This is a genomic window from Clostridium sp. 1001283B150225_161107_B6, from assembly GCF_015556325.1.
Lineage (GTDB): Bacteria > Bacillota > Clostridia > Lachnospirales > Lachnospiraceae > Enterocloster.
Genome location: NZ_JADNMD010000018.1, coordinates 103,013 through 126,647, shown reverse-complemented (window position 1 = coordinate 126,647; position 23,635 = coordinate 103,013). Strand labels below are relative to the sequence as shown.

The following is a 23,635-nucleotide window of genomic DNA, read 5'->3' as shown; positions in this document are numbered from 1 at the left end:
CAAAGGTTTAAGATTATCTAAATTTTTTCTAAGGAGAAGAGATGCCAATGGAGGAATTATACGTATTTGGAACAGGAAATGCCCAGGCCACCCGCTGTTATAACACCTGTTTTGCAATAAAGGACGGGGATGAATATTTCATGGTGGATGCAGGAGGCGGAAACGGCATCCTGCGCATTCTGGAGAATATGGATGTGGACCTGTGCCATATCCACAACATTTTCGTGACCCATGAGCACACGGACCATATCATGGGTATTGTCTGGATGGTGCGCATGGTGGCTGCCGCCATGAAAAAAGGGAAGTATGAAGGAGAACTGCAGATTTACTGCCACCAGGGACTGGTGGATACCATCTCCACCATCTGCCGCCTGACCATTCAGGGCAAGTTTTATAAGATGATTGGAAGCCGCATTTTCCTGGTGCCTGTGGAGGACGGCGAGACAGTCCGTATCCTGGACTATGATGTCACCTTCTTTGACATCCTGTCTACCAAGGCCAGACAGTTCGGTTTTACCACCATCCTGAAAAACGGCCGCAGATTCACCTGCGCAGGCGACGAACCCTATAATGCAGAGTGCCGCCCCTATGTGGAGGGCAGCGACTGGCTGCTCCACGAGGCATTCTGTCTGTACCGGGACCGTGAGATATTCGAGCCCTACGAAAAGCACCACAGCACGGTGAAGGAGGCCTGCGAGCTGGGGGAGGAACTCTCCATCCCCAACCTTGTATTATGGCATACCGAGGACAAACACCTGGCAGAGCGCAAATCCCTTTATACATCCGAAGGCAGGCAGTACTATCACGGCAACCTGCTTGTGCCGGATGACGGTGAAATCATTCCCCTGTAACCTGAAGGGTATACGGTATTGCATGGTCATATCATGAGATGCGAAATCACCACGGTTTTATGTTCCGTGGTGATTTTTCTGCTTATATGCGCAAGAAATGTGAAACTTCGCGGATGCAGATATTATATACTGGATAGGGGTGATAAACATGAAGACAAATCTTGAAACCATCCGGGAGGCTGTGGACTATATAGACAGCCATCTGGAAGAAGACCTGACCCTTGACAGCGTGGCCAGGCAGGCAAATTATTCGAAATACCATCTGAGCAAAATGTTTGTAAGCATCACAGGCTTTACCGTACATGGCTACATCCAGAGAAGGCGGCTCACCGAAGCTGCCAGGGCGCTGGTCTTTACCGGCAGGCCCATTCTGGATATAGCCCTGTCCGCGGGATATGAAACCCAGCGTTCCTTCAGCGCTGGTTTTAAATCCGTATTCAGATGCAGTCCTGATGCATTCAGGAAAAGGGGGGACTTCCATCCATTCCAGTTAAAATTCACGGTGGACGGGAAGGATTATCTGAGAGGAGACGCGGTGATGGATATACGGACCGCTGACAGCGAGGCCATCTGTCTGGCCGGCTATTGCAGAAATACGCGCCTGGGATTTTTTGTTATAGGAACCTGCTGGCGGCGGATACATGCAAAAAAGCATCTGATTCCGGGCCGGACCGAGATGGAATTTCTCATTGGGCTCAATGATTACACGAATTGGGATATGGATGGAAAAAGACAGCCGGCCTTTGATTATTATGCTGCCGCCCAAATCCGGGATACCTCTCCCTCTTGTACTGACGCCCAAATCCGGAATGCCTCCCGGCCCTTTTCCGGAGTCCGCAGCACCGGCGTCCAGGCAGACCTTCCGGCGGGAATGGTGCGGAAGGTGCTTCCCGCCTCCCGATATATTGTGTTCTGCTTCAGGGGACGGTGTGAGGACAGCCTGCAGCCTGTGGCTGAATACATCTATAAAGTGTGGTTTCCCCAATCCACCTGCCGGTTAAACAGCGAAGCCATGTATGACTTTGCAAAATACGGGGAAAAAACAGGGCAGGACGGAAAGAGTCTGATTGAATACTGGATTCCCATCTTATAGCCAATCTGTGCAAGAATAGTCGAGAATTCCTTTTCCCGGTTCAGTATAATCTTAAATGCAGGAGGTGATACAGATGAAAGAGCGGATAGAAGCAGTCCAGAGAATGCAGGATTATATAGAGAGCCATTGGCAGGAAGCCATTTCATTGGCTGATTTATCGGAAGCCTCCCATTTTTCTCCCTGGTATTCTGCCAGGCTTTTTAAGGAGCTGACCGGACTTTCACCGGCTGACTATATCCGGCGCCTCAAGCTGTCCCGTTCCGCCCTGCGGCTGCGGGATGAGGACTGCAGAATCATTGATGCCGCATTTGACATGGGATTCGGAAGCGTGGACGGGTATCAGAGGGCATTTCACCGGGAATTTGGCTGTAATCCCCGCGAGTACGCCGCACATCCCGTACCCCTTTATCTGATGACCCCCTACGGCGTAAAATACAGATTCATAGAAAAGGAGCCAGTGAATATGGAACAAATTAAAAATGTATTTATTCAGGTCATTGAAAAACCAGCCCGCAAAGTCATACTTAAACGCGGCGTAAACGCAGAGGATTACTGGACCTACTGCAATGAAGCCGGCTGTGACGTGTGGGGGCTTCTCACCAGCATCAGGTCCATCAGCGGGGAACCGGTATGCCTCTGGCTTCCCAGGCAGTACCGCCCGGAGGGAACCTCCCTGTATGTACAGGGTGTGGAAGTTGCCCCGGACTACAGCGGCCCTGTGCCTGAGGGTTTTGATATAATTGAGCTGCCTGCCGCCAGGTACCTCATGTTTCAGGGAGAGCCCTTTGAGGAAGAGGACTTCTGCCAGGCCATTCAGATGGTTCAGACAGCCATGGACCGGTACGACCTGTCGGTCATCGGCCTGGTTCCCGACCCTGAAAATCCCAGGATTCAGCTGGAACCGGTTGGGGCCAGGGGGTATATTGAGATGATTCCGGTAAAACAGGCCCCCTCCCGCGGCTGATACCCGTCACATGCCTGTTGTCTGTCCTTAAGAAGCCTTAACCGCCCGTCTTCCTGAATCCGAATGGATGATGACGCTGACCCTCTTATAAACCAGGGCGGTGAGCAGGCTTACAATGGCTCCCTTCAGTATATTAAAGGGGCCCACGGCCAGGATTACGAATGTCCATACGTTGCTGATAGCAGGGTTAATGGCTGCGCCAGCCGCAATGATGGTGTCAAGGGGCATAAAGTGGGAATAGAAAGGCAGCATGACAACTGCATTGAGTATCACTGCCACGATTGTCATAATCACGGTTCCTGCTGCCATTCCCATAACTGCCCCTTTCTTTGTCTTCTTAAGCCTGTAGATAATACCGGCCGGAAGCACGAGGGAGCATCCAAAGCAGAAATTGGCAAACTCACCCACAAATCCGGTACTGGTTGGCTTCAGTATCAGCTTCACCAAAATTTTCACCAGCTCCATGACAACGCCTGCCACAGGACCCAGGGCAAAGGTTCCCACCAGCACCGGCACCTCGCTGATGTCCATGCCGTAAAACGACGGTGCTATAAATGGCAGCGGCACCTCAAAAATCATAAGCACTGCCGCCAGAGCGCCAAACATGGCCATGACGGTTACATTCCTTACACTAAGCAAACGATTCTGTTTCATTTTCCTATCCTCCTAGTTATGAGCACTTGGCAGCCGTATTTTGGCTGCTTACGTGCGATACATGTCCTTCGGAATGCGTGCACTATAAAAGCCCCGGATACGCAAATAATCCGGGGCCTGTTCATCTACCGCTTACACATCTTCTTCTCTCATCCAGACTATACTGTCGGTTTTGGAATCGCACCAAATCAGCCGCCGTAGCGGGTCGCGGACTATTACCGCCGGTAGGGAATCACACCCTGCCCCGAAGAACTTTATTTTATTATAGCTGCATCATAGCACACATGGAGGCGCTTGGCAATAGGCCGCGCCATAATTTCTGCATTTCAGGCTTAATGTTCGGACTTACTGTTTCCAGACCACTACATCCTCCAGCCCTTTGCGGGGACGGGAGGACGGGGACTCCTCCCCATAGCCAAAGGCCACGGCCGCCACCAGCTCATCCCCGCAGTCCATCCATCTGCACAGCTCCTCATAGGCAAAAAATATGTCGCAAATCCACAGACTGCCGATTCCCATGTCCGCTGCTTCCAAAAGCATATTTTCAATGGCAGCGCTGACAGACTGGATATTACAGAGCTCATAAATCCGGTCTTCATCGTTCAGGGGAGCAAACAGCCCTTTTCCTTCCGGATTCAAAACAAATATAACCACAGGCGCCTGTTCCATGATTCGGACCGTGTACTCCGCGCCTCCCAGGTGTCTGCTGCTGTCCGGCAGCAGCGCCCGGCCTGTCTTCTCCCGCTGGATGCCGGCCCGGAACGCCTTCAGCATGTCCGCCTTGGCCTGTCCCTGGATAACCATAAATCTCCACGGCTGCCTGTTCTTGGCTGACGGGGCCTTTATCCCGCTTTCTATAATTTTACAGATAACCTCTTCCGGTATCTCCCTGTCTGAAAACCTGCGTATGCTTCTGCGGCTGTCAATTGCATCCATTCCCTGTCTCCTTATTGTTTCCTGGTATGCCAAACTCCTGCGGACACTGCATGCCCATGCTCCCTACTCCCCCATGGCCATCCTGTAAATTTCCATCATCTCTTCCTTGCCCAGTTCCCGTATACCCGGCAGGGTGCGTTTACCCATGTTGGTGCATTTCCAAGCCATCTCTTCCAGGCGTTCTTCCTCCACGCCCAGTTCCCTCAGGGAGGAGGGCATACCCAGACTCTTGTAAAAATCCTCCGTGGCCCGGATTCCCGCCAGTGCCGTGTTCATGGGACAGTCAAAATCCATGTCTATGTTCCACACCTGGACCGCATATTGGGCAAAACGGTTTACATCGGAAGGACACACAAACCTGGCCCAGGATGGCCACAGAGCTGCCAGACCAGCCCCATGGGCAATGGAGGGGTACATGCCGGAAAGCTCATGCTCCAGCTGGTGCACCTGCATGAAGAAATTCCTTCCTGCCCCTGTCAGTCCGTTATGGGATAGGCTTCCTCCCCACATAAGGGCGGCCCTGGCCTCATAGTTATCCGGCTCCTTATCGGCAATCCTGCCAGCCTCCACCGTGGATTTTAACAGGGCCTCGGCTATTCGGTCCGTCAGATTCGTGTCCCTGGTCTTGCTGAAATACCGTTCCAGGGTGTGCATCATGATGTCCACCGTGCCGCAGGCTGTCTGGTATCTGCTTACCGTGCAGGTCAGCTCCGGGTTGCAGATGGAAAACAGGGGGCGGTGGGTCAAGCTGTTAAAACCCCGCTTAAAGCCATTTTCTTCGTTTGTAATCACACAGGAAGCGCTCATCTCGCTGCCGGATGCAGACAGGGTGAGGATAACGCCGACCGGCAGGGCCTTGGCCGGAACCGCCTCCTGGCGGAAATAGGTCCATACATCCACATCCGGATTCCCTGCGCCGTCTGCTATACACTTGGAAGAATCAATCACGCTTCCTCCTCCAACAGCCAGCACCAGGTCCACTCCCTCCCTCAGACACAGGCTGATGCCCTCCTTTGCCTTTGCCAGGGTGGGATTGGCCTGCACGCCCCCCAGCGTTACATACTGTATTCCCTCCGCCTCAAGGGCACCTGTAACCGCATCCAGAAGTCCTGTCTTCTTAGCGCTGGCCCCGCCGAAATGCACCAGCACCTTCTTAAATCCATATTCCTTTACAATCTTTCCTACCTGCAGATGGGTATCCTTTCCGAATATCATCCTGGTGGGTGTGAAAAACTCAAAATTCTCCATTATGTAAACCTCCTTCATGCCGCGTTTATTGCTGTCTTCATTATACATAAATCAGGGGTGTTTTTCCACTTAAATCTGCTGTCTGTTTTTCCCTTGCCCTTCTTTTGCCTCTCCCATTTTCTTTTCCCATCTTCCCCACCTGAAATACCAGGCTCCTGCCAGGGCGGGCAGCAGGGGCGAAAGGGCCTGCCCCAGGCATATTCCCGTAAACCCAAGCCCCATCAGGGAACCCAGCAGCCAGCTGAGGGCCAGGCGCGCCACCACAGAGTCAAACAGGGAGTTGGCCATTGCCACATAGGCAGCTCCCACGCCGGTGGCAAAGGAATCGTAGGTATACATGACCGCATATACCAGACTGTTGGCACAGCAGCAGATGCGCAGATACAGGACGCCGTATTGGACCACAGCCTGGTCAGAAGGCGCAAACAGGGACAGGATGGGGACCGCATATACCTGGACTGCCAGGACCGCGCACAGCGTAACCGCCAGATTAATCGCCAGCCCTGTCCTCACTGTCTCCCTTACGCGTCCCGTCTCACCTGCCCCCATGTTCTGGCCCGTCATGGCTGTCACAGCCTGCCCCACAGCCCAGCAGGGCATGCCTGCAAAGGTATTGACTTTGAGTCCGATTCCCGCAGCGGCAGCCACCTCCATGCCATGGGCATTGAACATACCGGTTATCAGCAGATAGGAGAGATTGACCACCACCATCTGTACGGCGGACGGCAGCCCCACTGACAGAATGGATACCAGCCTGTCCCATTTTACAGCAAAGCTCCTCCGCCTGAAATCAAAGACAAAATCCCGCCTCCGCAGATGAACCACGGAAACCGCAAAGGACAGGCCCTGGGAGAAAACAGTGGCATAGGCAGCGCCCTTTGTCCCCATCCCCCATACCCCCACCAGCAGGATGTCCAGTATGATGTTCACCGCCGTTGCCACCAGGACAAAATACAGGGGGCTCCGGGAATCCCCCATGCCCCGCATGACGGCGCATACAGCATTGTAGCCAAAGACGCAGATGGTCCCGCAGCAAATGATAAACATATAGTCACAGGCATCCTTCATGGCGGCCTCCGGCACGCCCAGCAGTCTGAATACAGGGGGATAGACGGCCAGCCCTGCCAGTGTCACCAGCACTGCAGCCCCGGCCGACAGGGAAAACAGGGTGCCTATGGTTTCCCTCTGTCCCTGTCTGTCCCCTGCGCCCTTGCACCTGGCTGCCAGAACTGTTCCCCCCATGGTCACGCCAGTACAGATGGAATTGATAATAAAACTAATCATGGACGCATTGCTGATTGCAGCCAGCCCTGTGCTGCCCACCACATGTCCCACCACCAGCATGTCCGCGATACTGTAAAAGGACTGAAGAAGATTGGCAAAAAACAGCGGGATTCCAAACCGGATAAGCTGTTTTGTGATATTACCTGCTGTCAGGTCCTGTTCCATAAGATTCATAATATTTTCCTCCGAATAAAGTAAAAGCAGAAGGTCCCGCATTCCTGCGTTAAACCTTCTGCTTCCAGTGTTTCCTGCGCTGAAACCACGCAGTTCCTGCTCCCATGTCCGCTCATGGACATACGTCCCCGGACCGCGCAAAAGGCCGCAGACGAAACATCGCTGCGGCCCGAAAATACATCATTCACTGCACGGCAAAGCCTGCTAATGGAGATACGCTGATTCCATTAGACCATGTACTTAAAAATCAAGCTCTGCCGATGAAGCGCCAGGGACTGTCCCTGTCCTGTCTTTTACTCCGTACAATGCTTCATCTTATCCATTTGTCCGGAGCGCATCCAATACACAGTTTCATGATGTTTAACCTTTTCGAATTCAAATATGATTCTTTTATTGTAACCTGCCGCGCAGGAAGTGTCAAGGCCGGCTTCTCCGCTGATTATACCGCTGATTATCCTGACAGATTATCCCGGAACTCCCTTACCATCTGTTCCTGCCATCCCCCTCCATAGGTCCCCCTGGCCAGCCTGGCCAGTGCCTCGCCGGGGAACCGGCGCCACGACATCTCCTCATGCTTTACCAGGATGGGATAATAGAACACCCCGTTGTCCGCCGCAGCCTCACAGTCTCCCGGGGCATCCCCTATCATCAGCACATGGTCCGGGGCATAGCCTTTTTCCAGCAGGGCGTGTATGCAGGCGGACTTTGACCCGGCGTCCTGGGACAGGACCACGTCCACATATTCCATAAGGCCCTGCCTCTGCCATTCTTCCTCCACGGCCCTCTGGTTGGCGGAGGACACCACTGCCACATCCGCCATCCCGTGAGCCGCCTTAAGGGCTTCCCGCACACCGGCAAAGGCGCGTTTTGCTTCCTCCGGCAGGGTGCCGATTCTCCGGTTTACTTCCTCGGACCATTCCAGAGCCTGACGGTATATCTCTTTTCCGGTCAGGTCCCACTGGGCCTTTACAGCGGGATTTGACAATTCAGCCGCTTCTCCGGTCCATAGGACAAAGGCTTCCACGTCCGGCACTTCCTTATATTTCCTGTCAATCTCTTCCAGAATCATGGCCAGACCCTTGAAGCGGTTGATTCCTCTTGTCATGGTGTAAAGATTAATCTCATCCCAACGCTTCAGTATCTCCGGCTCCCACTGGGAAAGCCCCCATACGGGAATCAGGCAGGGCCCGAAACAGGTTATATGTTTTGTGTCCATGGTATCCATGGCACAGCCGTCTGAATCGACGCAAATCAGATATTCCTTTTGCTTCCTGTATCCCTCTAATATGTCCGGCATCCGAAGCTCTCCTCTCCTTTACGCCACTGCGGATTAACGGAACTGGTACCAGTAGTCCTGTACATCCTGCAGGTTTTTATAGACGAAGTCATAATTAATCATCCAGAGCTTCATATCCTCCAACGGAACATTGCCTTCTGCCGGGGTGGTTTCAGGGCGTACCGGCCATCCTCCGATGGTGTTGAATGGTTTGATTCCATTTCCGTTTCCATCCTCGCCGCCTAACAGATAGCGGATCAGCAGCTTTGCTCCGTTTGGATGGGGCGCTTCGTTTACAACTGCCACAAAGTTCATAAAGGCCACGCCGGATACAGGCTCCATCTTAAGCGGCTCGGATTCGATGTTCCAGCCCTTGTCAGCGCGCTCCCGGTACTTGGAGGATGGTGTGTAGCCAATCAGCTTGGATTCCTTGCCCTCTCCCACGGACTGGATAACCTCGTTGTTGGAGTCAAAAATAACCGGGTCATTTGCCAGTACGCGCTTCATCCAGGCATGTGCTGCCGTTGGCTCGTCGTCAGCCAGCACAATGTCCTCGCCGTAGCACGCCTTATAGGCTTCCGCCATCTCGTCCGCATGCTCCACCATGGTGGTGAACAGCGCCATGTAGCTCACCGTACCGATTGGATTCTGGAGTACAAAGCTTCCCTTCCATTCCGGCTTTGTCACATCCCACCAGTTGGTAATGGGTGTCTCCGTATAGACGCCGGTATTGTAGAACCACCAGTCAGTTTCAAAGTACAGGGGCGTCATATCCTTTAGATATTCCTGGTTCACATTTTTATAAATGGATTCAGGACGGTAATTGTGCAGGATTCCCTTGTTAAAGAAGTTAATCATGTAATCCCCTGTCTGCTCCTTGGAGTGGATTACGTCAGCCGTGCGGATTCCGGAATTATACTCTGTGCCCAGCTTGGTGGACATATCATTAGCATTGATATCATATACCTCCAGAGTCATACCCGGATAATCCTCCTCAAAGCTGGCCTTTACCTTTGCCATACGGCTGGAAATGGAGTAAATGACTACTTTTCCGCCCTCCTCATCCAGTGCCTTCTTATACAGCTCATCCGAGGTTTCATCCTCATACAGGCCGGCATCCACAGCCCACTGCTCCTCCGGTGTGGCCGCCGTATTTTCCCCTGCCGCCTTTTCGCCGGCCTTATCTCCCGCGTCCTCTTTCTGTGCCTCCTTTTCTCCTGATGCTTCCCCGGCCTTGCCCTCATCTGCTGCCTTGGCCGCTGTGGTGTTCTCGGAAGCAGCCTTCGTGTCCTCAATTTTCTCACAGCCCGTAAGTGCAGACGCGGCCATAATGCCTGCCAATGCCAGTGCCAATAAACGTTTTCCTCTTCTCCTCATGATATCTTCTCCTTTATTTTATTTGATTGCATTTCTATCATTTACTGTGCATCCATGACAGCCAGCTTTGCCAGCCTGCCGCTGTCTTTGCAGAATACATTCATCTTATCCGGATTAATCCGCAGCCACACCTTCTGGTCCGGGCTGTACTGTTTGAGGCCGTTCTGCTTTGACAGAATACGTTCCCCGCCCACTTCCAGGTAAATGGTTGTCTCTGAGCCGGCAGGCATCACGGAGTATACCTCCGCCTCTATGCTTCCCTCTGCAGGTCCGTCCAATATCTCCACCAGCTCCGGCCTCACCCCCACCACTGCCTCAAAGCTTCCGCTGTCCGGAGCAGCCTGGGTAAAGGATGCGCTGCCAAAGGACACAGTGCCCAATACGGATTCCACTGTCATGGTACCGTCTGACACCTGCGCCTTTCCCGGAAGGAAATTCACCTTTGGATTGCCGATGAAATCAGCCACCCGCAGGGAGGCCGGGTTCTGGTACAGCTCCATGGGAGGCGCCACCTGCTCCAGCACGCCCTCAAAGAAAATGGCTATCTTGGTGGACATGGTCAGGGCCTCTGTCTGGTCATGGGTTACATAGATAATGGTGGTGCCCAGCTCCTGATGGAGCCGTTTGATTTCACTTCGCATCTCGATTCTCAGCTTTGCGTCCAGGTTGGACAACGGCTCATCCAGAAGCAGCACCTCCGGCTCCGACACAATGGCCCTGGCTATGGCCACGCGCTGCTGCTGGCCGCCGGACAGCTCTGACGGATACCGGTCAATAAACGCCTCAATCCTCATCCGCTTTAAGGCATTTTCAACCTTTTTACGTATCTCCTCCTTCGGAACCTTTGCCACCTCCAGGCCAAAGGCAACATTATCAAATACCGTCATATGGGGCCAAAGGGCATAGGACTGGAACACCAGGTTTAAATGGCGCTTTCCCGGCTCCTCATAAAACTTTTCAGGCGCATTGACAATCTCCCTGTCCCCCATGTACATATATCCTTCCTGGGGTTTCTCCAGGCCGGCCACCACGCGCAGCGTAGTGGTCTTGCCACAGCCGGACGGCCCCAGCAGGGTCATGAACTCCCCGTCCTCAATCACCAGGTTGATGTCCTTTAACACATGGTTCTTGCCGTAATATTTATTGATTCCTCTTAATTCAATTCTGCTCATCTTTCATATCCTCCTGCATTAAAAGCCCTTGGTGATATCCGCGTCCGTAAAGGTATTGGCAAACCAGTAGACGAAGAATACCAGTACAAACATAACGATGGTCACGGCACTTGACAGCTGTATCAGGTTCTCTGCCGAATAGGCATAGGCCATATAGGGCAGCGTCTGCTGGCTGGGCGTCATGAGTATGACTATCAGGTCCAGTTCCTTCATGATGCTGATGAACACCAGCATGAATCCGCTTATCATACCGCCCTTTGACAGGGGGAACACAATCTTAAAGAACCTGCGCAGGAATCCTGCATTTTCCACCTGGGCGGCCTCCTCAAGCTCCGTACTGATTTGGAGCATATTGGACGTTCCTGCCCTGGAGGCAAAGGGCATGTTCTTCACCACCGCAATCAGCACCAGCAGGGCAAAGGACCCGTACAAGGACGGCACCAGGGTGATGCGGTAGCCGAACATTTCTATTTTCTTGGCCGTTGCAAAGAGGGCCAGGTACATGGCGCCAAAGGCAATGGACGGAATCAGGTAAGGTATAAACACCAGCTGCTCCACCAGCTTTCCTGAGAACAGCTTGCGTCCCCTGGAATTGATATAGCCGATGAGCTGTCCGAACACGGTTGCGAACAGGGAGGTAAGCACCACCAGCTTAATGGTATTGACCACGTATTTCATAAACTGCGGATTCTTAAATATGCCCGGCTCACCCTGGTCGATGGTGGGAACCGAACCTCCGGTCCAGTAATGAAGGGTAAAATTGCTGAGGCTGTAGTTGCCCGGCTCCAGCATAAAGGACTGGTACAGCAGGATGACCACCGGGAACACCACGGCCACCGCAATAAAGGCAATGAGGATTCCAACAATGACCGGTCTCCACTTTCCCAGTCTGATGGGATTGCTCCTGCTTCCCTTGCCTCCGATGGTACTGAAGGATTTTCTGGAGCCAATGGCCTTCTGGTTCAGGAACACGCTGAAGGATGCAATGGCAATGAGAATCAGGGATATGGCAAACGCCACCCGGTTCTGGCCGTTCTGAATGGAGTTGTACATGGTGGTGGATACGGTGTAGTATCCAATCTTAAGGCCTAAAACCGATGGTACGCCGAAAGTACCCATGGCCTTTGAAAAGGTCATGATGACTGCCGACAGGATGGCCGGCATCACCAGGGGAAAGGTAATCTTTGTAAGTATCCTGGCCTTGCTGGCTCCCAGGATTTCCCCCATTTCCTCCAGTTCTGAGTTGATGGAGCTGAGGGCTGAGGACACCAGCAGGTAGGCGTAGGCGTAATAGTGGATGACCAGCACCACGATAATGGCAAATGGCCCGTAAGCCAGCCAGTCCGGCGTCTGGATTCCCAAAAATCCCAGAAGACCCTGGGCGCCGCCCACACGCTCATTCTTGAAAATGGTAAGCCATGCCATGGACTTGCACCAGGATGGTATCATATAGGGAATGATAAGGGCCAAAGAAAAGAATTTCTTATAGGGCAGGTCGCTGCGGACCATGAGCCATGCCAGCAGGGAGCCCAGGGTGATTCCAAAGGCAGCCGTGCACACGGATATCAATAAGGAATTCTTAAGGGGCGTCCACAGCATTTTCTGGGAAATGCTGCTGGTCAGGACCCGTTTCCAGTAATAGAGGGTAAACATCCCCTCCTGGCCCCCGTCCACTCTGGCTGCATCCGCGCCTGCCAGGGTAAGTGTCTGTATAATCATCTGTCCCAATGGAATCAGAATCAGATAAACCATGAATACCACGGAAATGACCACCATGATATTGTAAGGATTCTTTACAATGCTTCCTGCCTGGTTCATAAGCCGGCGTTTCCTGGAAAACTCCGGGACGCCGCCTTTTGTTCCGGCCTTTGTGTCTGTCTGCATACTGCCTGCTCCTTTCTGTTGCCTGCATACTCTTTCATATCAGCCCTTGGTTTAACCCTTGGTTCAGCCCTTGCAGGAACGCCGCTCCACCAGCCGCGGTTCCAGTTTTACGGAAGCCTTGCCCCCCACAGGCGCACCCTCCTCCACCATTCCCAGCAGCAGCTCCACGGCTGTTTCCATCTGTTCTTCGTGGGAAACCGCCACCGTGGTCAGCTCGATGTAGGGAAGCTCCTCTGTTATATTATCAAATCCAATGAGAGAAAAATCCTCAGGTATGCGGATTCCATTCTCCCGGCATGCCTTGACAATCCCGTTGGCCGTGGCATCGCTGGCAGCCACGATTCCGTCCGGCATGGCCAGTCCGCTCTGAAGGAAATGCTTGAAGTGGTTGTATCCCCTCTCAAAGCTGGTCCGAAAATCCAGATTGCACTCATATATCTGGGCGGGAATCCGCTTTGCCCTGGCTGTCTCCAGAAAACTGGTTGCCCTGTACCGGTGGGCCAGACGTTCCGGCTTAAATCCTACAAACAGCAGGTTACGGCATCCCCTGGATATGAGATACTCGGTAGCTATCCTGCCTGCCTGTTCCTCATCAGCGCAGACATAGGGAATCCCGCACTGGCCCGTAAGCTCATTGAGCGCCACCATGGGTACATTGTGTATGAATTCGGCCATGCTCTCCGTGCTCCTGGGACCAATGGGGAATATGAGGATTCCCTCCACCTGGTGTTCCGCCAGGAGCTTCAGATAATCCCGCTCCGCCTTCAGTTCCCGGAAGCTGTTGCACAGCAGCACCTGGTAGCCTCTCTTGTGGGCAGCGTCCGATGCCTTCACCATGAGTTCGGAATAAAAAGGGCTCATGATATCCGGCATGATAATGCCTATGGTCTGGGTCCTGCGCTTCACAAGACTCCGGGCCAGGCCGTTGGGCGTGTAGGAAAGCCGTTCGCATACCCGGAGTATCCGGTTCCGGTTTTCCTCACTGATACCGTCCATCCCGTTTAATGCCCTGGATACAGAGGCGATGGATACCCCTGCCTCCCTGGCAATATCTTTGATTGTTACTTGTTTCATAATAGGCCTTCTCCCCAATTCTCCTGTTAAAGAATGGTTTTCGTAAACGTTTACGTATGAAAATATTATACCATCAGCGGGATTTTCCCGCCATTTCCAGAACCAACAAAATGCACAGGTACCCCTATGCATTTTGCATAATAATTTAGACATTTTTTCGTAAATTTTACGGCCGTATACGTTTACGGCCAAAAGAAGAAAGTTTTTCTTTTGTATAAATTGCCCCCGCTCCCCTGATTCATGCATAAAACGGCATGGACAGGCATAAGATTGCTTTAGGACCCATATTTCCCGAAAGGGTGTCAGGAGGCGGTATATCATGAGATTCTTCCGAATGCTCCGGGAGCATTTACATATCAGTACAAAGACCGTGATTTACGGTGAAATGCTGGTGCTGAGCCTGCTGTGTCTCGGTATCTTCCTATTTAAGACAGACCCGGGCCAGGCAGTGATGAGCCAGGCCTCCAGGCTGGCCGGATACATGAATCCCCTGGAAAGCATGGACGGCCCAGGCCCGGACAAGGCAGGGGCAGATAAATACAAGGATAAAAGCAATACCCATAACGCAGACCAAAAGAAGGATTACATCAAATGGGTGGACTTCGGCGTCACTTCAGAAGCAATGAACCAGGCATTCCGCCTTGATGTGGACACCTGTCAGGCAGATATCCATCTGAACTGGGTGGATTTACTGGCCTATCTGGGAACCCGCTACGGCGGAGACTTTTCCAAATACAAAGCGGAACACATGACTGCGGTGGCTGAAAAGCTGAAAAACGGCGAAACCACCATGGAAGAACTGACAAAGGACATGAAATACTACTCCTACTACCGCCAGGCTTACGGGGCTGTATTGGACGGCATGGTAGGGCAGTTTGAGGCTGAAATTCCTGCGGGCGAGGCCCCGGCTGCCTATCTTCCCTCGGGCGTGGCCGGAGGCGCTCCCGGGGACCCTGCCACGGTGTGGGTGACAAAATACGGACTCAAGGCTTTTTCCCCCATTGCAAAAGGCTTTCCCTACAGTGATTTTGACGACTTCGGCGTGGCCCGCAGCTACGGCTTCAAGCGCCAGCACCTGGGCCATGACATGATGGGCCAGGTTGGAACACCGGTGGTTGCCGTGGAATCCGGCTATGTGGAAGCCCTGGGCTGGAACCAGTATGGCGGCTGGCGGCTGGGAATCCGGAGCTTTGACCACAAGCGCTACTATTATTACGCCCATCTGCGCAAAAATTACCCCTACCAGTCCGGGCTGGAGGTAGGCAGCGTGGTGCAGGCCGGGGACATTATCGGCTATCTGGGACGCACCGGATACAGCCATACGGAAAATACCAACAACATCGACGAACCCCATCTCCACTTTGGCCTGGAGCTGATTTTTGATGAATCCCAGAAGGACAGCAACAATGAAATCTGGGTCAGCTGCTATGAGCTGGTAAAATTCCTGAACCTGAACCGCTGCGAGGCAGTGAAGGTGGAGGGAACAAAGGAGTGGAAACGGGTATACGGCATCAGGGACCCGCTGGTTCCGGCGCAGCCGGCTACGCCGTCCCAGGCAGGGCCTTTGGCGGAATCAGCAGAAAAACCGCTTTAGCTCACTCCCGCCGGGCGGCGTCCCTTCCCATATCCTGTATTCCGCCAAAAAGGCGCATCCTCTTTTGCATGTCACATGCAAAAAAGCTGCGCCTTTTATTTACCTGCGGTGCCCATTACCCGCGGCCTGTCTCACACCCTGGTCCCATCGTCCCTTATACGGACCACCGTTTCATCCACGGCTTTCTTTCTCTCCCACCACAGCCACGCCGCCGTTCTTTAAAAACTCCGACGGCGTCACATTGGTGTATTTTTTAAACACGCTGCAGAAATGTTTATACTCGCTGAATCCCAGTTCGTCCGATATCTCATAAATCCGCATGGTGCCCTGGTTCAGCATGTTCAGGGCTTTTTTAATCCTGTACTGGTTTAACAGGTCCACAAATGTGGTGTTAAGCCCTGCCTTCAGCTTCCTGCTGAGATAGCTGGTGCTGACCCCCAGGCTTTCCGCCACCTGGTTGATGCTCACCTTTTCCTTATAATGCTGTTTGACGAACTCATAGGTCTTCTTTACGTAGGGGTCCATGCTGTTCTTTGCGCTGTCAAATATCTTCCACTCGTCATAAACAGTCAGAATCCTGTCCTGGGATATCTTCTCGATTTTCTCGTACTTGCTGGCATAGGCTATCTGCTGCCGGATTTTGTCCAGGGATTCCTTTAACTCATCCTCGTCCACAGGCTTTAGCAGATAGTCCGTAACCCCCATATGGATGGCCTGCCGTGCCAGTTCAAACTCCGAATAGCTGGTCAGCACCAGACTGTAAAAATGCTGTTCTTTTATGGCTGTCTCTATCATCTTAAGCCCGTTCATCTTAGGCATCTTGATGTCGGTCAGCACTATATCCGGCTGTTCCCTCCGAATGGTTTCCAGCCCCTCTGCCCCGTCCTTGGCCGTGCCCACAATGATGCAGCCCATATCCAGCCAGTTCAGGGCAAAAGTAAGCCCCTTTCTGATGATTTCCTCATCCTCCACAATCACTACTTTTAATAACATGACAGATTCCCCCATCTTTACGCCGGGAGTGTGCATCACTCCTCACATGGTACCCGGAGCGTCACCACTGTCCCCTCTTCCATTTTACTGTCAATCCCAACTCCATACCTGCTTCCATACACCAGGCGTATTCTCTTATGGACATTATAAATACCGATATGGTCTGTCTGGTTCTGCCCCTGTTCCAGATTGGCCCTCAGCTCCCCTAAGAGCTCAGGCCGTATTCCCACGCCGTTGTCCGCTATGATGACGGAAAGGACGCTGTTTTGTATTCTGGTCCGGATGCGAATCTCCAGACAGTCCCTGTCCTCTCCAAAACCGTACTTAATGGAATTCTCCACAATAGGCTGCAGGGTCATCCTTGGTATGGACGCACCCTTGCTGCCCTCCTCCAGGTCAATGCTGTATTTTAACCGGTCCCCGTACCGGTACAGCATAACCTGCAGATACCGGCTAATGAAATCCATCTCCTCCTTCACCGTCACCACATCCTTGCCGTTCTGGATGCTGTAGCGCAGCATCCTGGACAGGCTGACCAGCATTTTCTCCGCCTCCCCCGGCCCGAACTTTATCATATACCGGATGGATTCCAGGGTGTTGAAGAGAAAATGGGGGTTGAACTGGGACTCCAGAATCTGGACCGTTGCCAGCATATTTTCCTTTGCCAGCTCCTGATGCCTGGCCAGCAGATGGCGTATGCTTCCAATCATGGTGTTGAAGGAATGTCCGATGCGTTCAAACTCATCCCCGGAGGTGATTTCCAGGGACACATCCAAATCCCCCTTCTCCACCTGGTCCAGGGCGCCTATGAGGTCGTATATGATTTCCGTTTTCTTGTCCGCCACCTTGCCCGCGCTGCGGTAAATGGCCAGGGTCACTGCCAGTGCCAGGAACCCCACCAGCACCAGGGACATAAAGCACAGCTGTACAAAGGAAGTGCAGTCATATATGACCTGTACTGAGGCCTCCTTATCCAGCACGGACACGCTGTTGGTATAGTACCATCTGTTATCCAGGTGCACCAGGTTGCCGCCGTCCCGGAATTCCTCCACCAGCTTGCCCCGGTCATTCTGAAACCTGGACACTCCGTCTGTGAACAGCCGGTTGAACTTATTAATCAGCAGCACGGGCTGCTCCATGTTTCCCAGCCGTTCCTTAAAGGCATCGGCCTTCAGCACAAAACCGCTGTAGCCCTGAAGCCTGCCGTCCTTTACAACGGTCTGGAACATGAGCCACGCCGGAAGCGCCCTGCCGTCCACCACCGTGTTGTCGTAAATGAAGATACAGTCATTTTTACTGTCATTCCGGTCCGTTGTGTTCCAGGGCAGGTAATTGCCTATGTACTGTATGACGCTGGCCTGGCTGTTGGTGGAGAAAACCAGATTCCGTTCCTGGTCAAACAGGTAATAATCCCCCCTGTAGACCTGGCTGTTAAGGAACCGGTAAATGTCCGACACGGTCTCCGTCTTATAGGAGGGCTGTCCCTTAAAAAGCCCCACATCCAGGGTCCCGGCCACCTTCTTGTTCTCGTCCACATAGCTGTCAATAACGCCCTCAAACTCCCTGGAAAAATGGTCCAGCATGGTGCTGCTCTTGCGGATAATCTGCTGGGACCCCACTGCGGTAAACACCAGAAGAAGGACCACCAGCGATATAAAACAAGGTGCAAGCGCATGGAAAATCAAACTTTTCCGGATTTCGTCCCTGAAACATGTTTGTTTTCGCTTCTTCATACGCCTGCACCTTTTACCGTTAATTTTGTACAATACTGCACAGTTCAGTTTATCATATGACAGCTACATTGTCACGTCCTTATTGCCTGACACCTTGAAGAAGATGAGCAGGGATACCACGGTGGTAACTGTCAGTATGGTTGCCAGGGCAGCGGCGGTACCGTAGCTGGCCCGGATAACCTCATTGTAAATGGCCACTGACATTGTCCTTGTGTTGGCCGTATAGAGCATGACGGAAGAACTGAGTTCATTAATCAGCGTAATCCAGCTTAATATGGCGCCGGACGCAACGCCGGGAAGCATCATTTTCGCCGTCACCTTTACAAAGGACATGGAGGGCGAATCCCCCAGGCTGATGGCAGCCTCCTCCATGCTCGGGCTGATTTGATAGAGGATGGCGGAGCTGGAGCGCAGCGTATAGGCCTGTCTCCGGATGACCAGGGATATAACCATGATGATGGCAGAACCAGCCAGCATCATAGGAGGATGGTTAAATGCAATCAGCAGCGTGATACCAAGGACAGAACCCGGTACGATGTAAGGGAACATGGCGATGGTATCTATTGCGTTGGTGAGCCAGCTCTTGCGCCTCACTGCCAGGTAAGCAATGAGCATGCCCAGGACCACGATGATTACAATGGCTGCCAGGCAGTACAGATATGTATTCTTGATGGACTGGATGGCAGTGGAAAACACCTTGCGGTAGCTTTCCAGGGAAAAACCATCCACAAACACCTGCATCTTGGTAGCGCGGAAGGAGGTATACACAACCATGCACTGGGGTATGATGGAGGTGGCTGCCAGCAGATAGATAAACAGGTGGATGAAAAATCCCTTGATGCCATGGACTTCCTTGGGCTGGATGGGCCTCATGGAGCTCATGGTAAAGGACTTGGTGTTCACATACCATTTCTGCAGCAGGAACACTGTCGCAGTGACTACCACCATGATGGTTGCCATACATGCTGCAAAGTTGGCGGAGCCTCCTGTCTCTCCCACGAACTCGGAATATACCAGGGTAGGCATGACGCGGTATCCCTCGCCAATCAGGGCAGGCGTACCAAAGTCAGCCATACAGTTCATGAACACCAGCAGGGCTGCCGCTATCAGGGTCGGGGTTACCAGGGGCATGATGACGGTAAATACCTTTTTCAGTCCTCCGCATCCCAGGCTCTCCGCGGCTTCGGACAGGGCCACGTCTATCTTCTTAAGGGCCCCCGACACATACATATAGATAAACGGATACAGCTTAAGGGCAAACACCAGCAGCATTCCGCCAAAGCCGTAAATGGACGGCATATGGATACCCAGGCCCTTTAAGAACTGGGTCACGGTTCCGCTTCTACCCAGAAGCAGTATCCAGGAATAGGCGCCGATGAAGTTGGGGCTCATCATTGAAATGATGAACAGGATTTCCAGCACTCCTTTACCCTTAATCTTATAGAACGACATAAAGTAGGCCAGGGGTACCCCCAGTACAATGGCTACCACAGTCACGCTGAAGGTCAGCTTAAACGAGTTGAGCAGTGCGCTTTTATAGTATTTCTTTGAAAAGAACCTGGCATAGTTGTCAATGGTCCACACCCCTGTCTCCGTGTCCTTGAAACCGCTTAAGAAAAGGCTGATAAGCGGATAGAGAAGGAAGAGGGCAAACAGGGCAATGATGACCACTGTCACGATGGTCCAGAAGTCCCACCTGATTTTCTTATTCGTCATATCTCTTCACATCCTTTATCAGACTCTGTTCCATGTCCTCGGTGAACACGTTGATTTTATTGGGGTTCGGTCTAAGGCGTATCTTTTCTCCCACTCCGAAGATGCGGTCCACATGGCCCAAATCCTGGGAGTATTCAATGCTGGGCTGGTCATCCAGCACCATGCCGTCTTCAAAGCGCAGGAAGTAGTTGGTGTATTTGCCAAGGAAGGTCCTGCTGATGATTTCGCATTCCATGCCTTCCGGATTCAGGGAAAATTCCTCGGGACGGACAGACACCACCACCTTCTGCCCCTCTGCCACTGTATCCACCAGGTTGGGCATTTCCACATGGTACCCGTTTGCAAACACAACCGAAGGCACGCTTCCCTGTTTTTTTATGGTTCCGAAAAAGAGATTGGAATGGCCGATAAAGGTGGATACAAACGCATTGTAGGGCCTTGCATAGATGTCCTGGGGACTTCCAATCTGCTGGATAATGCCCAGCTTCATAACTGCAATCCTGTCTGAAATGGCAAGGGCTTCCTCCTGGTCATGGGTCACGTAAACCGTGGTAATACCCACCTGCTTCTGCACATCACGGATGGCGCTGCGCATCTCAATACGCAGTTTGGCATCCAGATTGGACAGCGGCTCATCCATAAGAAGCACCTGGGGATGGATAACAATGGCCCTTGCCAGGGCAACTCTCTGCTGCTGGCCGCCGGACAGACGCTCCGGCAGACGGTCCTGGTATTCATCAATTTTTACCACCTTCAGGATTTCATCCACTCGCTCCTTCATGTGGTCCTTTGGCACCTTGCGGATTTTCAGGCCATACTCCACATTCTGACGGACCGTCAGATGGGGAAAGATGGCATAGCTCTGGAACACCATGCCGATGTTCCTTTTCTGGGCCGGTATATCATTGATGACCTTGTCGTCAAACTGAATGGTTCCCCCTTCTATGCTGTTAAATCCGGCAATCATGCGCAGCAGGGTGGTTTTGCCGCATCCGGATGGTCCCAGCAGGGTAAAGAATTCACCATTCTTTATATAGGCGGACAGGTCCGGTATAATGGTCAGGTCCCCATATTTTTTCACTACATTGTCAATTCCAATTGAAACACTCATACGTTTCCCCTCAATTCCTCTAAAATGAAGGGGGCTGACATATTAAGCCACGCCCCCGATGTATGTACTGTTATGCAACACCTGATGTCCGGATTTGTTTACTCTGTAAACAGCTCCTTAAACGCATCCAGCCACTCAGACTTGTGTGCCGCGGTGTCTGTCTCGTCGTCCTGGATTACCTTAATCTGGTCCATGGGAACCATGGCGTCTCCTGCCTCCACATCCTTGCGGATGGTTCTTCTGTACTGGGTATTATTCATGAATTCCTGTACGTCCTTGCTGGTGAGCCAGTCCACAAACTTCTGGGCATTGGATTCATTGGGGCAGCCCTTGATGATGTATACGCCGTCGCCGCGGAAGATAACGCCTTCGCTCATATAAACGGTCTTGACCGGCGCGCCGGCGCCCACATACTGGGCAGAACCCTGCTCAAAGGTAAGTCCCACGGTGTATTCTCCGTCTGCAACGCCCTTATACACTGCGGAAGAACCGCCTAACAGCTTGCCGTCCAGCTGTGCACAGAACTGTTTTACATAGTCCCATCCATTGTCAGGATTGCCGCCGCCCATTGCGTAGAGCATGTTTACCAGATGCTCAAAGGAAGAGGAGGAGGCCGCAGGGTCTGCAAATGCAATCTTGCCCTTTAATTCAGGATTCAGCAGGTCCTCATATCCCTCAATCTTGATATCGCCAATCAGGTCCGTATTCACCATGATAACAGACGGAATGGTGTCAAAACGTGTCAGATTGCCCTCTGTGTTCTTATACTCATCATAGAACGCATCCTCGTTGGTTGTGACGTAATCCGCAAAGTATTCGCTCTTATTCTTCACGGTTCCAATGGTCCCTGACCAAAGGATGTCTGCCTGGGGGTTATCGGCTTCTGTCTGGATTCTCTTAAGCGCGTCGCCGGTGCCCATGGCCAGGCACTCAGCGTCAATCCCCGTGTCCTCCTCGAACATGGCCAGCATGGAATCAATCATGGACTCTGTAAGAGGGCTGTAGATAATCAGCTTCTCGTCGGCTGAACCAGAGCCTCCCTCTTCCTTCTTTGCCTCAGCAGACTCATCCTTCCCTGCCTCTGCACCGGCCTCTGCCTTGGGCGCCTGGGTGTCAGCGCCTTTCTCTGTTGCAGAACCTGAACCGCCTGAACAGCCTGCCAGGCTGACAGCCACTGCTGCTGCGCATAAAACCGGAATTATTCTTCTTTTTTTCATTACCTTTATCCTCCTTTAAACTTTGTTAATATGGTTTATGTTTGATATAAGAAATCAATAGGTTCCCGCTTCCTGTCCGCTTAAAAGCCTGAGGGCGGAGCTGGTGCCTATACGGTCGCATCCTTCCTCCAGGAACATTTCCAAATCCGCCCTGGTCTTCACGCCTCCCGCAGCCTTAATCTTCACGCCCTCGCCAATGTATTGCTTAAATAACCTGACATCCTCAATCCTGGCACCTGCTGTCCCGAATCCCGTGGAGGTCTTTATATAGTCGGCCCCACCGTCCGTTACGCATTTGCACAGTTCTCTTTTCTCATCCTCTGTCAGATAGCAGGTTTCGATGATTACCTTTACCACATGGTTCCCCGCTGCCTTTTTGACCGCCTCGATTTCACGTGTGACCCTGGCAAACCCGCCGTTTTTCACATCACCGATGTTTACCACCATGTCCACTTCCCCGGCTCCGTCCGCCAGGGCCTTCTGGGTTTCGTAAACCTTTGTCTCCGTGGTGTTGTATCCCAGCGGAAACCCGATGACCGTGCACACATTCAGCTTGTCCCCATAGGCTTCCGCCACCCGCTTTACATAGCTGGGAGGTATACAGACGGAAGCCGTATGGTTTTCAATGGCTTCCTCACAGAGTGTCCGTATTTCATCCCATGTGGAGACTGCCTTTAACAGCGTATGGTCCACATGGACCAGAATCTCTTCCCTTGTCATACCCATCCCCCTGTCTTTTCCGTGTTTGTTTGTAATCTCATTATATCCTCTCACTGCCGCCTAAACCATCCGTAATCCTGGCAAATTGTCCAATATTCTGAACTCATCCTGTGTTTTTGTATATATTGTAGATAATTCATAGTCTTAATTATCCATTGGATATTTTCTGATGGAATTTATTGTGAAATATGATAAGATATATACAGAACCTGATTTTATTACAGGCGGACGGCCGCCGGCAGACAGCCCTGTCCCGGTCCTCCGATGACAGAATAGGAGGCATCCATGTTCGGTAAAAAGAAAAAAGCAGAAGTGTTTATGACCAACAATCTGGAATTGTACGCCACCGTACAGCAGGCCCTGAAAGCCGGACAGATTCCTTATGAAGTAAAGGTTGTCAATACAGGCGCCCGGAGCAGGCGGACCGGCATGCTCATGGGCAGGCTGGGCGAACGGCCTGAGCTGGAAATCCAGTACTATATTTATACCCCCAGCGAATATGCTGAGAAGGCTAAGTACGTGATTGACGAGTATAGGAAAAAACAAAAAGGCTGAAACGTAATC

Annotated in this window: 20 protein-coding genes and 1 riboswitch; of the genes, 5 read left to right on the top strand and 15 right to left on the bottom strand. The window is 52.3% G+C overall.

Translation table 11 applies throughout. From position 1 onward, the window contains the following. Positions 1 to 47 precede the first annotated feature (47 nt). From I2H39_RS27385 to I2H39_RS27375, 3 genes are all read left to right on the top strand, one after another. Positions 48 to 851 carry an MBL fold metallo-hydrolase gene (locus I2H39_RS27385; protein ID WP_330640737.1) on the top strand — a complete coding sequence of 268 codons (804 nt, stop codon included), beginning with the start codon at positions 48 to 50 and terminating at the stop codon, positions 849 to 851. Between the two features lie 148 nt (positions 852 to 999). Beyond that, a complete protein-coding gene (locus tag I2H39_RS27380) occupies positions 1,000 to 1,944 on the top strand; it encodes an AraC family transcriptional regulator (RefSeq protein WP_138306916.1) in 945 nt (314 codons plus the stop codon). 73 nt (positions 1,945 to 2,017) lie between these two features. Then, the gene (locus I2H39_RS27375) at positions 2,018 to 2,908 is read left to right on the top strand and encodes an AraC family transcriptional regulator (protein WP_138306914.1); all 891 of its coding nucleotides are present in this window, start codon (positions 2,018 to 2,020) and stop codon (positions 2,906 to 2,908) included. 27 nt (positions 2,909 to 2,935) lie between these two features. Here I2H39_RS27375 and I2H39_RS27370 read toward each other — a convergent pair whose 3' ends face one another. From I2H39_RS27370 to I2H39_RS27330, 9 genes are all read right to left on the bottom strand, one after another. Further along, entirely contained in the window at positions 2,936 to 3,562 is a 627-nt protein-coding gene (locus I2H39_RS27370) for an ECF transporter S component (protein ID WP_138306912.1), read from the bottom strand. 137 nt (positions 3,563 to 3,699) lie between these two features. Beyond that, a riboswitch (FMN riboswitch) is annotated at positions 3,700 to 3,818 on the bottom strand. Positions 3,819 to 3,907: 89 nt separating this feature from the next. Continuing rightward, complete coding sequence (locus I2H39_RS27365; protein ID WP_195628005.1) at positions 3,908 to 4,498, bottom strand: nitroreductase family protein; 591 nt, start codon at positions 4,496 to 4,498, stop codon at positions 3,908 to 3,910. A 63-nt stretch (positions 4,499 to 4,561) separates the two neighbouring features. Continuing rightward, positions 4,562 to 5,746 (bottom strand): iron-containing alcohol dehydrogenase, encoded by a 1,185-nt coding sequence (locus I2H39_RS27360; RefSeq protein ID WP_138306908.1) that lies wholly within the window; start codon positions 5,744 to 5,746, stop codon positions 4,562 to 4,564. Between the two features lie 69 nt (positions 5,747 to 5,815). Next, positions 5,816 to 7,204, bottom strand: coding sequence for an MATE family efflux transporter (locus tag I2H39_RS27355; protein ID WP_195628004.1), 1,389 nt, complete (start codon positions 7,202 to 7,204; stop codon positions 5,816 to 5,818). Positions 7,205 to 7,655: 451 nt separating this feature from the next. Continuing rightward, entirely contained in the window at positions 7,656 to 8,501 is an 846-nt protein-coding gene (locus I2H39_RS27350; RefSeq protein ID WP_138306906.1) for an HAD hydrolase-like protein, read from the bottom strand. 33 nt (positions 8,502 to 8,534) lie between these two features. Then, positions 8,535 to 9,857, bottom strand: coding sequence for an ABC transporter substrate-binding protein (locus tag I2H39_RS27345; RefSeq protein WP_138306905.1), 1,323 nt, complete (start codon positions 9,855 to 9,857; stop codon positions 8,535 to 8,537). Positions 9,858 to 9,898: 41 nt separating this feature from the next. Then, positions 9,899 to 11,029, bottom strand: coding sequence for an ABC transporter ATP-binding protein (locus I2H39_RS27340; protein ID WP_195628003.1), 1,131 nt, complete (start codon positions 11,027 to 11,029; stop codon positions 9,899 to 9,901). Positions 11,030 to 11,047: 18 nt separating this feature from the next. Next, the gene (locus tag I2H39_RS27335; protein WP_138306903.1) at positions 11,048 to 12,913 is read right to left on the bottom strand and encodes an iron ABC transporter permease; all 1,866 of its coding nucleotides are present in this window, start codon (positions 12,911 to 12,913) and stop codon (positions 11,048 to 11,050) included. Between the two features lie 63 nt (positions 12,914 to 12,976). Next, positions 12,977 to 13,987: a LacI family DNA-binding transcriptional regulator gene (locus I2H39_RS27330; RefSeq protein ID WP_138306902.1), complete on the bottom strand. Its 1,011-nt coding sequence runs from the start codon at positions 13,985 to 13,987 to the stop codon at positions 12,977 to 12,979. A gap of 319 nt (positions 13,988 to 14,306) precedes the next feature. Between I2H39_RS27330 and I2H39_RS27325 the strand changes: the two genes are divergently transcribed. After that, entirely contained in the window at positions 14,307 to 15,581 is a 1,275-nt protein-coding gene (locus tag I2H39_RS27325; RefSeq protein WP_195628002.1) for a M23 family metallopeptidase, read from the top strand. Between the two features lie 171 nt (positions 15,582 to 15,752). Here I2H39_RS27325 and I2H39_RS27320 read toward each other — a convergent pair whose 3' ends face one another. From I2H39_RS27320 to deoC, 6 genes are all read right to left on the bottom strand, one after another. Next, positions 15,753 to 16,574, bottom strand: coding sequence for a response regulator (locus tag I2H39_RS27320; protein WP_138306900.1), 822 nt, complete (start codon positions 16,572 to 16,574; stop codon positions 15,753 to 15,755). Between the two features lie 35 nt (positions 16,575 to 16,609). Further along, on the bottom strand, positions 16,610 to 18,307 hold the full coding sequence (locus I2H39_RS27315) for a sensor histidine kinase (protein WP_195628001.1): 1,698 nt from the start codon (positions 18,305 to 18,307) through the stop codon (positions 16,610 to 16,612). A 63-nt stretch (positions 18,308 to 18,370) separates the two neighbouring features. Next, positions 18,371 to 20,023 (bottom strand): iron ABC transporter permease, encoded by a 1,653-nt coding sequence (locus tag I2H39_RS27310; protein ID WP_138306898.1) that lies wholly within the window; start codon positions 20,021 to 20,023, stop codon positions 18,371 to 18,373. Then, entirely contained in the window at positions 20,013 to 21,134 is a 1,122-nt protein-coding gene (locus I2H39_RS27305) for an ABC transporter ATP-binding protein (protein WP_138306897.1), read from the bottom strand. Before I2H39_RS27305 ends, I2H39_RS27310 begins: the two co-directional genes overlap by 11 nt. 98 nt (positions 21,135 to 21,232) lie before the next feature. Further along, positions 21,233 to 22,351: an ABC transporter substrate-binding protein gene (locus I2H39_RS27300; RefSeq protein WP_138306896.1), complete on the bottom strand. Its 1,119-nt coding sequence runs from the start codon at positions 22,349 to 22,351 to the stop codon at positions 21,233 to 21,235. A 54-nt stretch (positions 22,352 to 22,405) separates the two neighbouring features. Then, positions 22,406 to 23,071, bottom strand: a complete 666-nt coding sequence (gene deoC / locus I2H39_RS27295) for a deoxyribose-phosphate aldolase (protein WP_138306895.1) — start codon at positions 23,069 to 23,071, stop codon at positions 22,406 to 22,408. A gap of 285 nt (positions 23,072 to 23,356) precedes the next feature. Here deoC and I2H39_RS27290 point away from each other — a divergent pair, with 285 nt between their 5' ends. Further along, entirely contained in the window at positions 23,357 to 23,626 is a 270-nt protein-coding gene (locus I2H39_RS27290) for a hypothetical protein (protein WP_195628000.1), read from the top strand. Positions 23,627 to 23,635: the final 9 nt, after the last annotated feature.

Coding starts and splice junctions, on each gene's coding strand:
- I2H39_RS27385 (WP_330640737.1), top strand. CDS start 48: ATGGAGGAATTATACGTATTTGGAACAGGAAATGCCCAGGCCACCCGC.
- I2H39_RS27380 (WP_138306916.1), top strand. CDS start 1,000: ATGAAGACAAATCTTGAAACCATCCGGGAGGCTGTGGACTATATAGAC.
- I2H39_RS27375 (WP_138306914.1), top strand. CDS start 2,018: ATGAAAGAGCGGATAGAAGCAGTCCAGAGAATGCAGGATTATATAGAG.
- I2H39_RS27370 (WP_138306912.1), bottom strand. CDS start 3,562: ATGAAACAGAATCGTTTGCTTAGTGTAAGGAATGTAACCGTCATGGCC.
- I2H39_RS27365 (WP_195628005.1), bottom strand. CDS start 4,498: ATGGATGCAATTGACAGCCGCAGAAGCATACGCAGGTTTTCAGACAGG.
- I2H39_RS27360 (WP_138306908.1), bottom strand. CDS start 5,746: ATGGAGAATTTTGAGTTTTTCACACCCACCAGGATGATATTCGGAAAG.
- I2H39_RS27355 (WP_195628004.1), bottom strand. CDS start 7,204: ATGAATCTTATGGAACAGGACCTGACAGCAGGTAATATCACAAAACAG.
- I2H39_RS27350 (WP_138306906.1), bottom strand. CDS start 8,501: ATGCCGGACATATTAGAGGGATACAGGAAGCAAAAGGAATATCTGATT.
- I2H39_RS27345 (WP_138306905.1), bottom strand. CDS start 9,857: ATGAGGAGAAGAGGAAAACGTTTATTGGCACTGGCATTGGCAGGCATT.
- I2H39_RS27340 (WP_195628003.1), bottom strand. CDS start 11,029: ATGAGCAGAATTGAATTAAGAGGAATCAATAAATATTACGGCAAGAAC.
- I2H39_RS27335 (WP_138306903.1), bottom strand. CDS start 12,913: ATGCAGACAGACACAAAGGCCGGAACAAAAGGCGGCGTCCCGGAGTTT.
- I2H39_RS27330 (WP_138306902.1), bottom strand. CDS start 13,987: ATGAAACAAGTAACAATCAAAGATATTGCCAGGGAGGCAGGGGTATCC.
- I2H39_RS27325 (WP_195628002.1), top strand. CDS start 14,307: ATGAGATTCTTCCGAATGCTCCGGGAGCATTTACATATCAGTACAAAG.
- I2H39_RS27320 (WP_138306900.1), bottom strand. CDS start 16,574: ATGTTATTAAAAGTAGTGATTGTGGAGGATGAGGAAATCATCAGAAAG.
- I2H39_RS27315 (WP_195628001.1), bottom strand. CDS start 18,307: ATGAAGAAGCGAAAACAAACATGTTTCAGGGACGAAATCCGGAAAAGT.
- I2H39_RS27310 (WP_138306898.1), bottom strand. CDS start 20,023: ATGACGAATAAGAAAATCAGGTGGGACTTCTGGACCATCGTGACAGTG.
- I2H39_RS27305 (WP_138306897.1), bottom strand. CDS start 21,134: ATGAGTGTTTCAATTGGAATTGACAATGTAGTGAAAAAATATGGGGAC.
- I2H39_RS27300 (WP_138306896.1), bottom strand. CDS start 22,351: ATGAAAAAAAGAAGAATAATTCCGGTTTTATGCGCAGCAGCAGTGGCT.
- deoC (WP_138306895.1), bottom strand. CDS start 23,071: ATGACAAGGGAAGAGATTCTGGTCCATGTGGACCATACGCTGTTAAAG.
- I2H39_RS27290 (WP_195628000.1), top strand. CDS start 23,357: ATGTTCGGTAAAAAGAAAAAAGCAGAAGTGTTTATGACCAACAATCTG.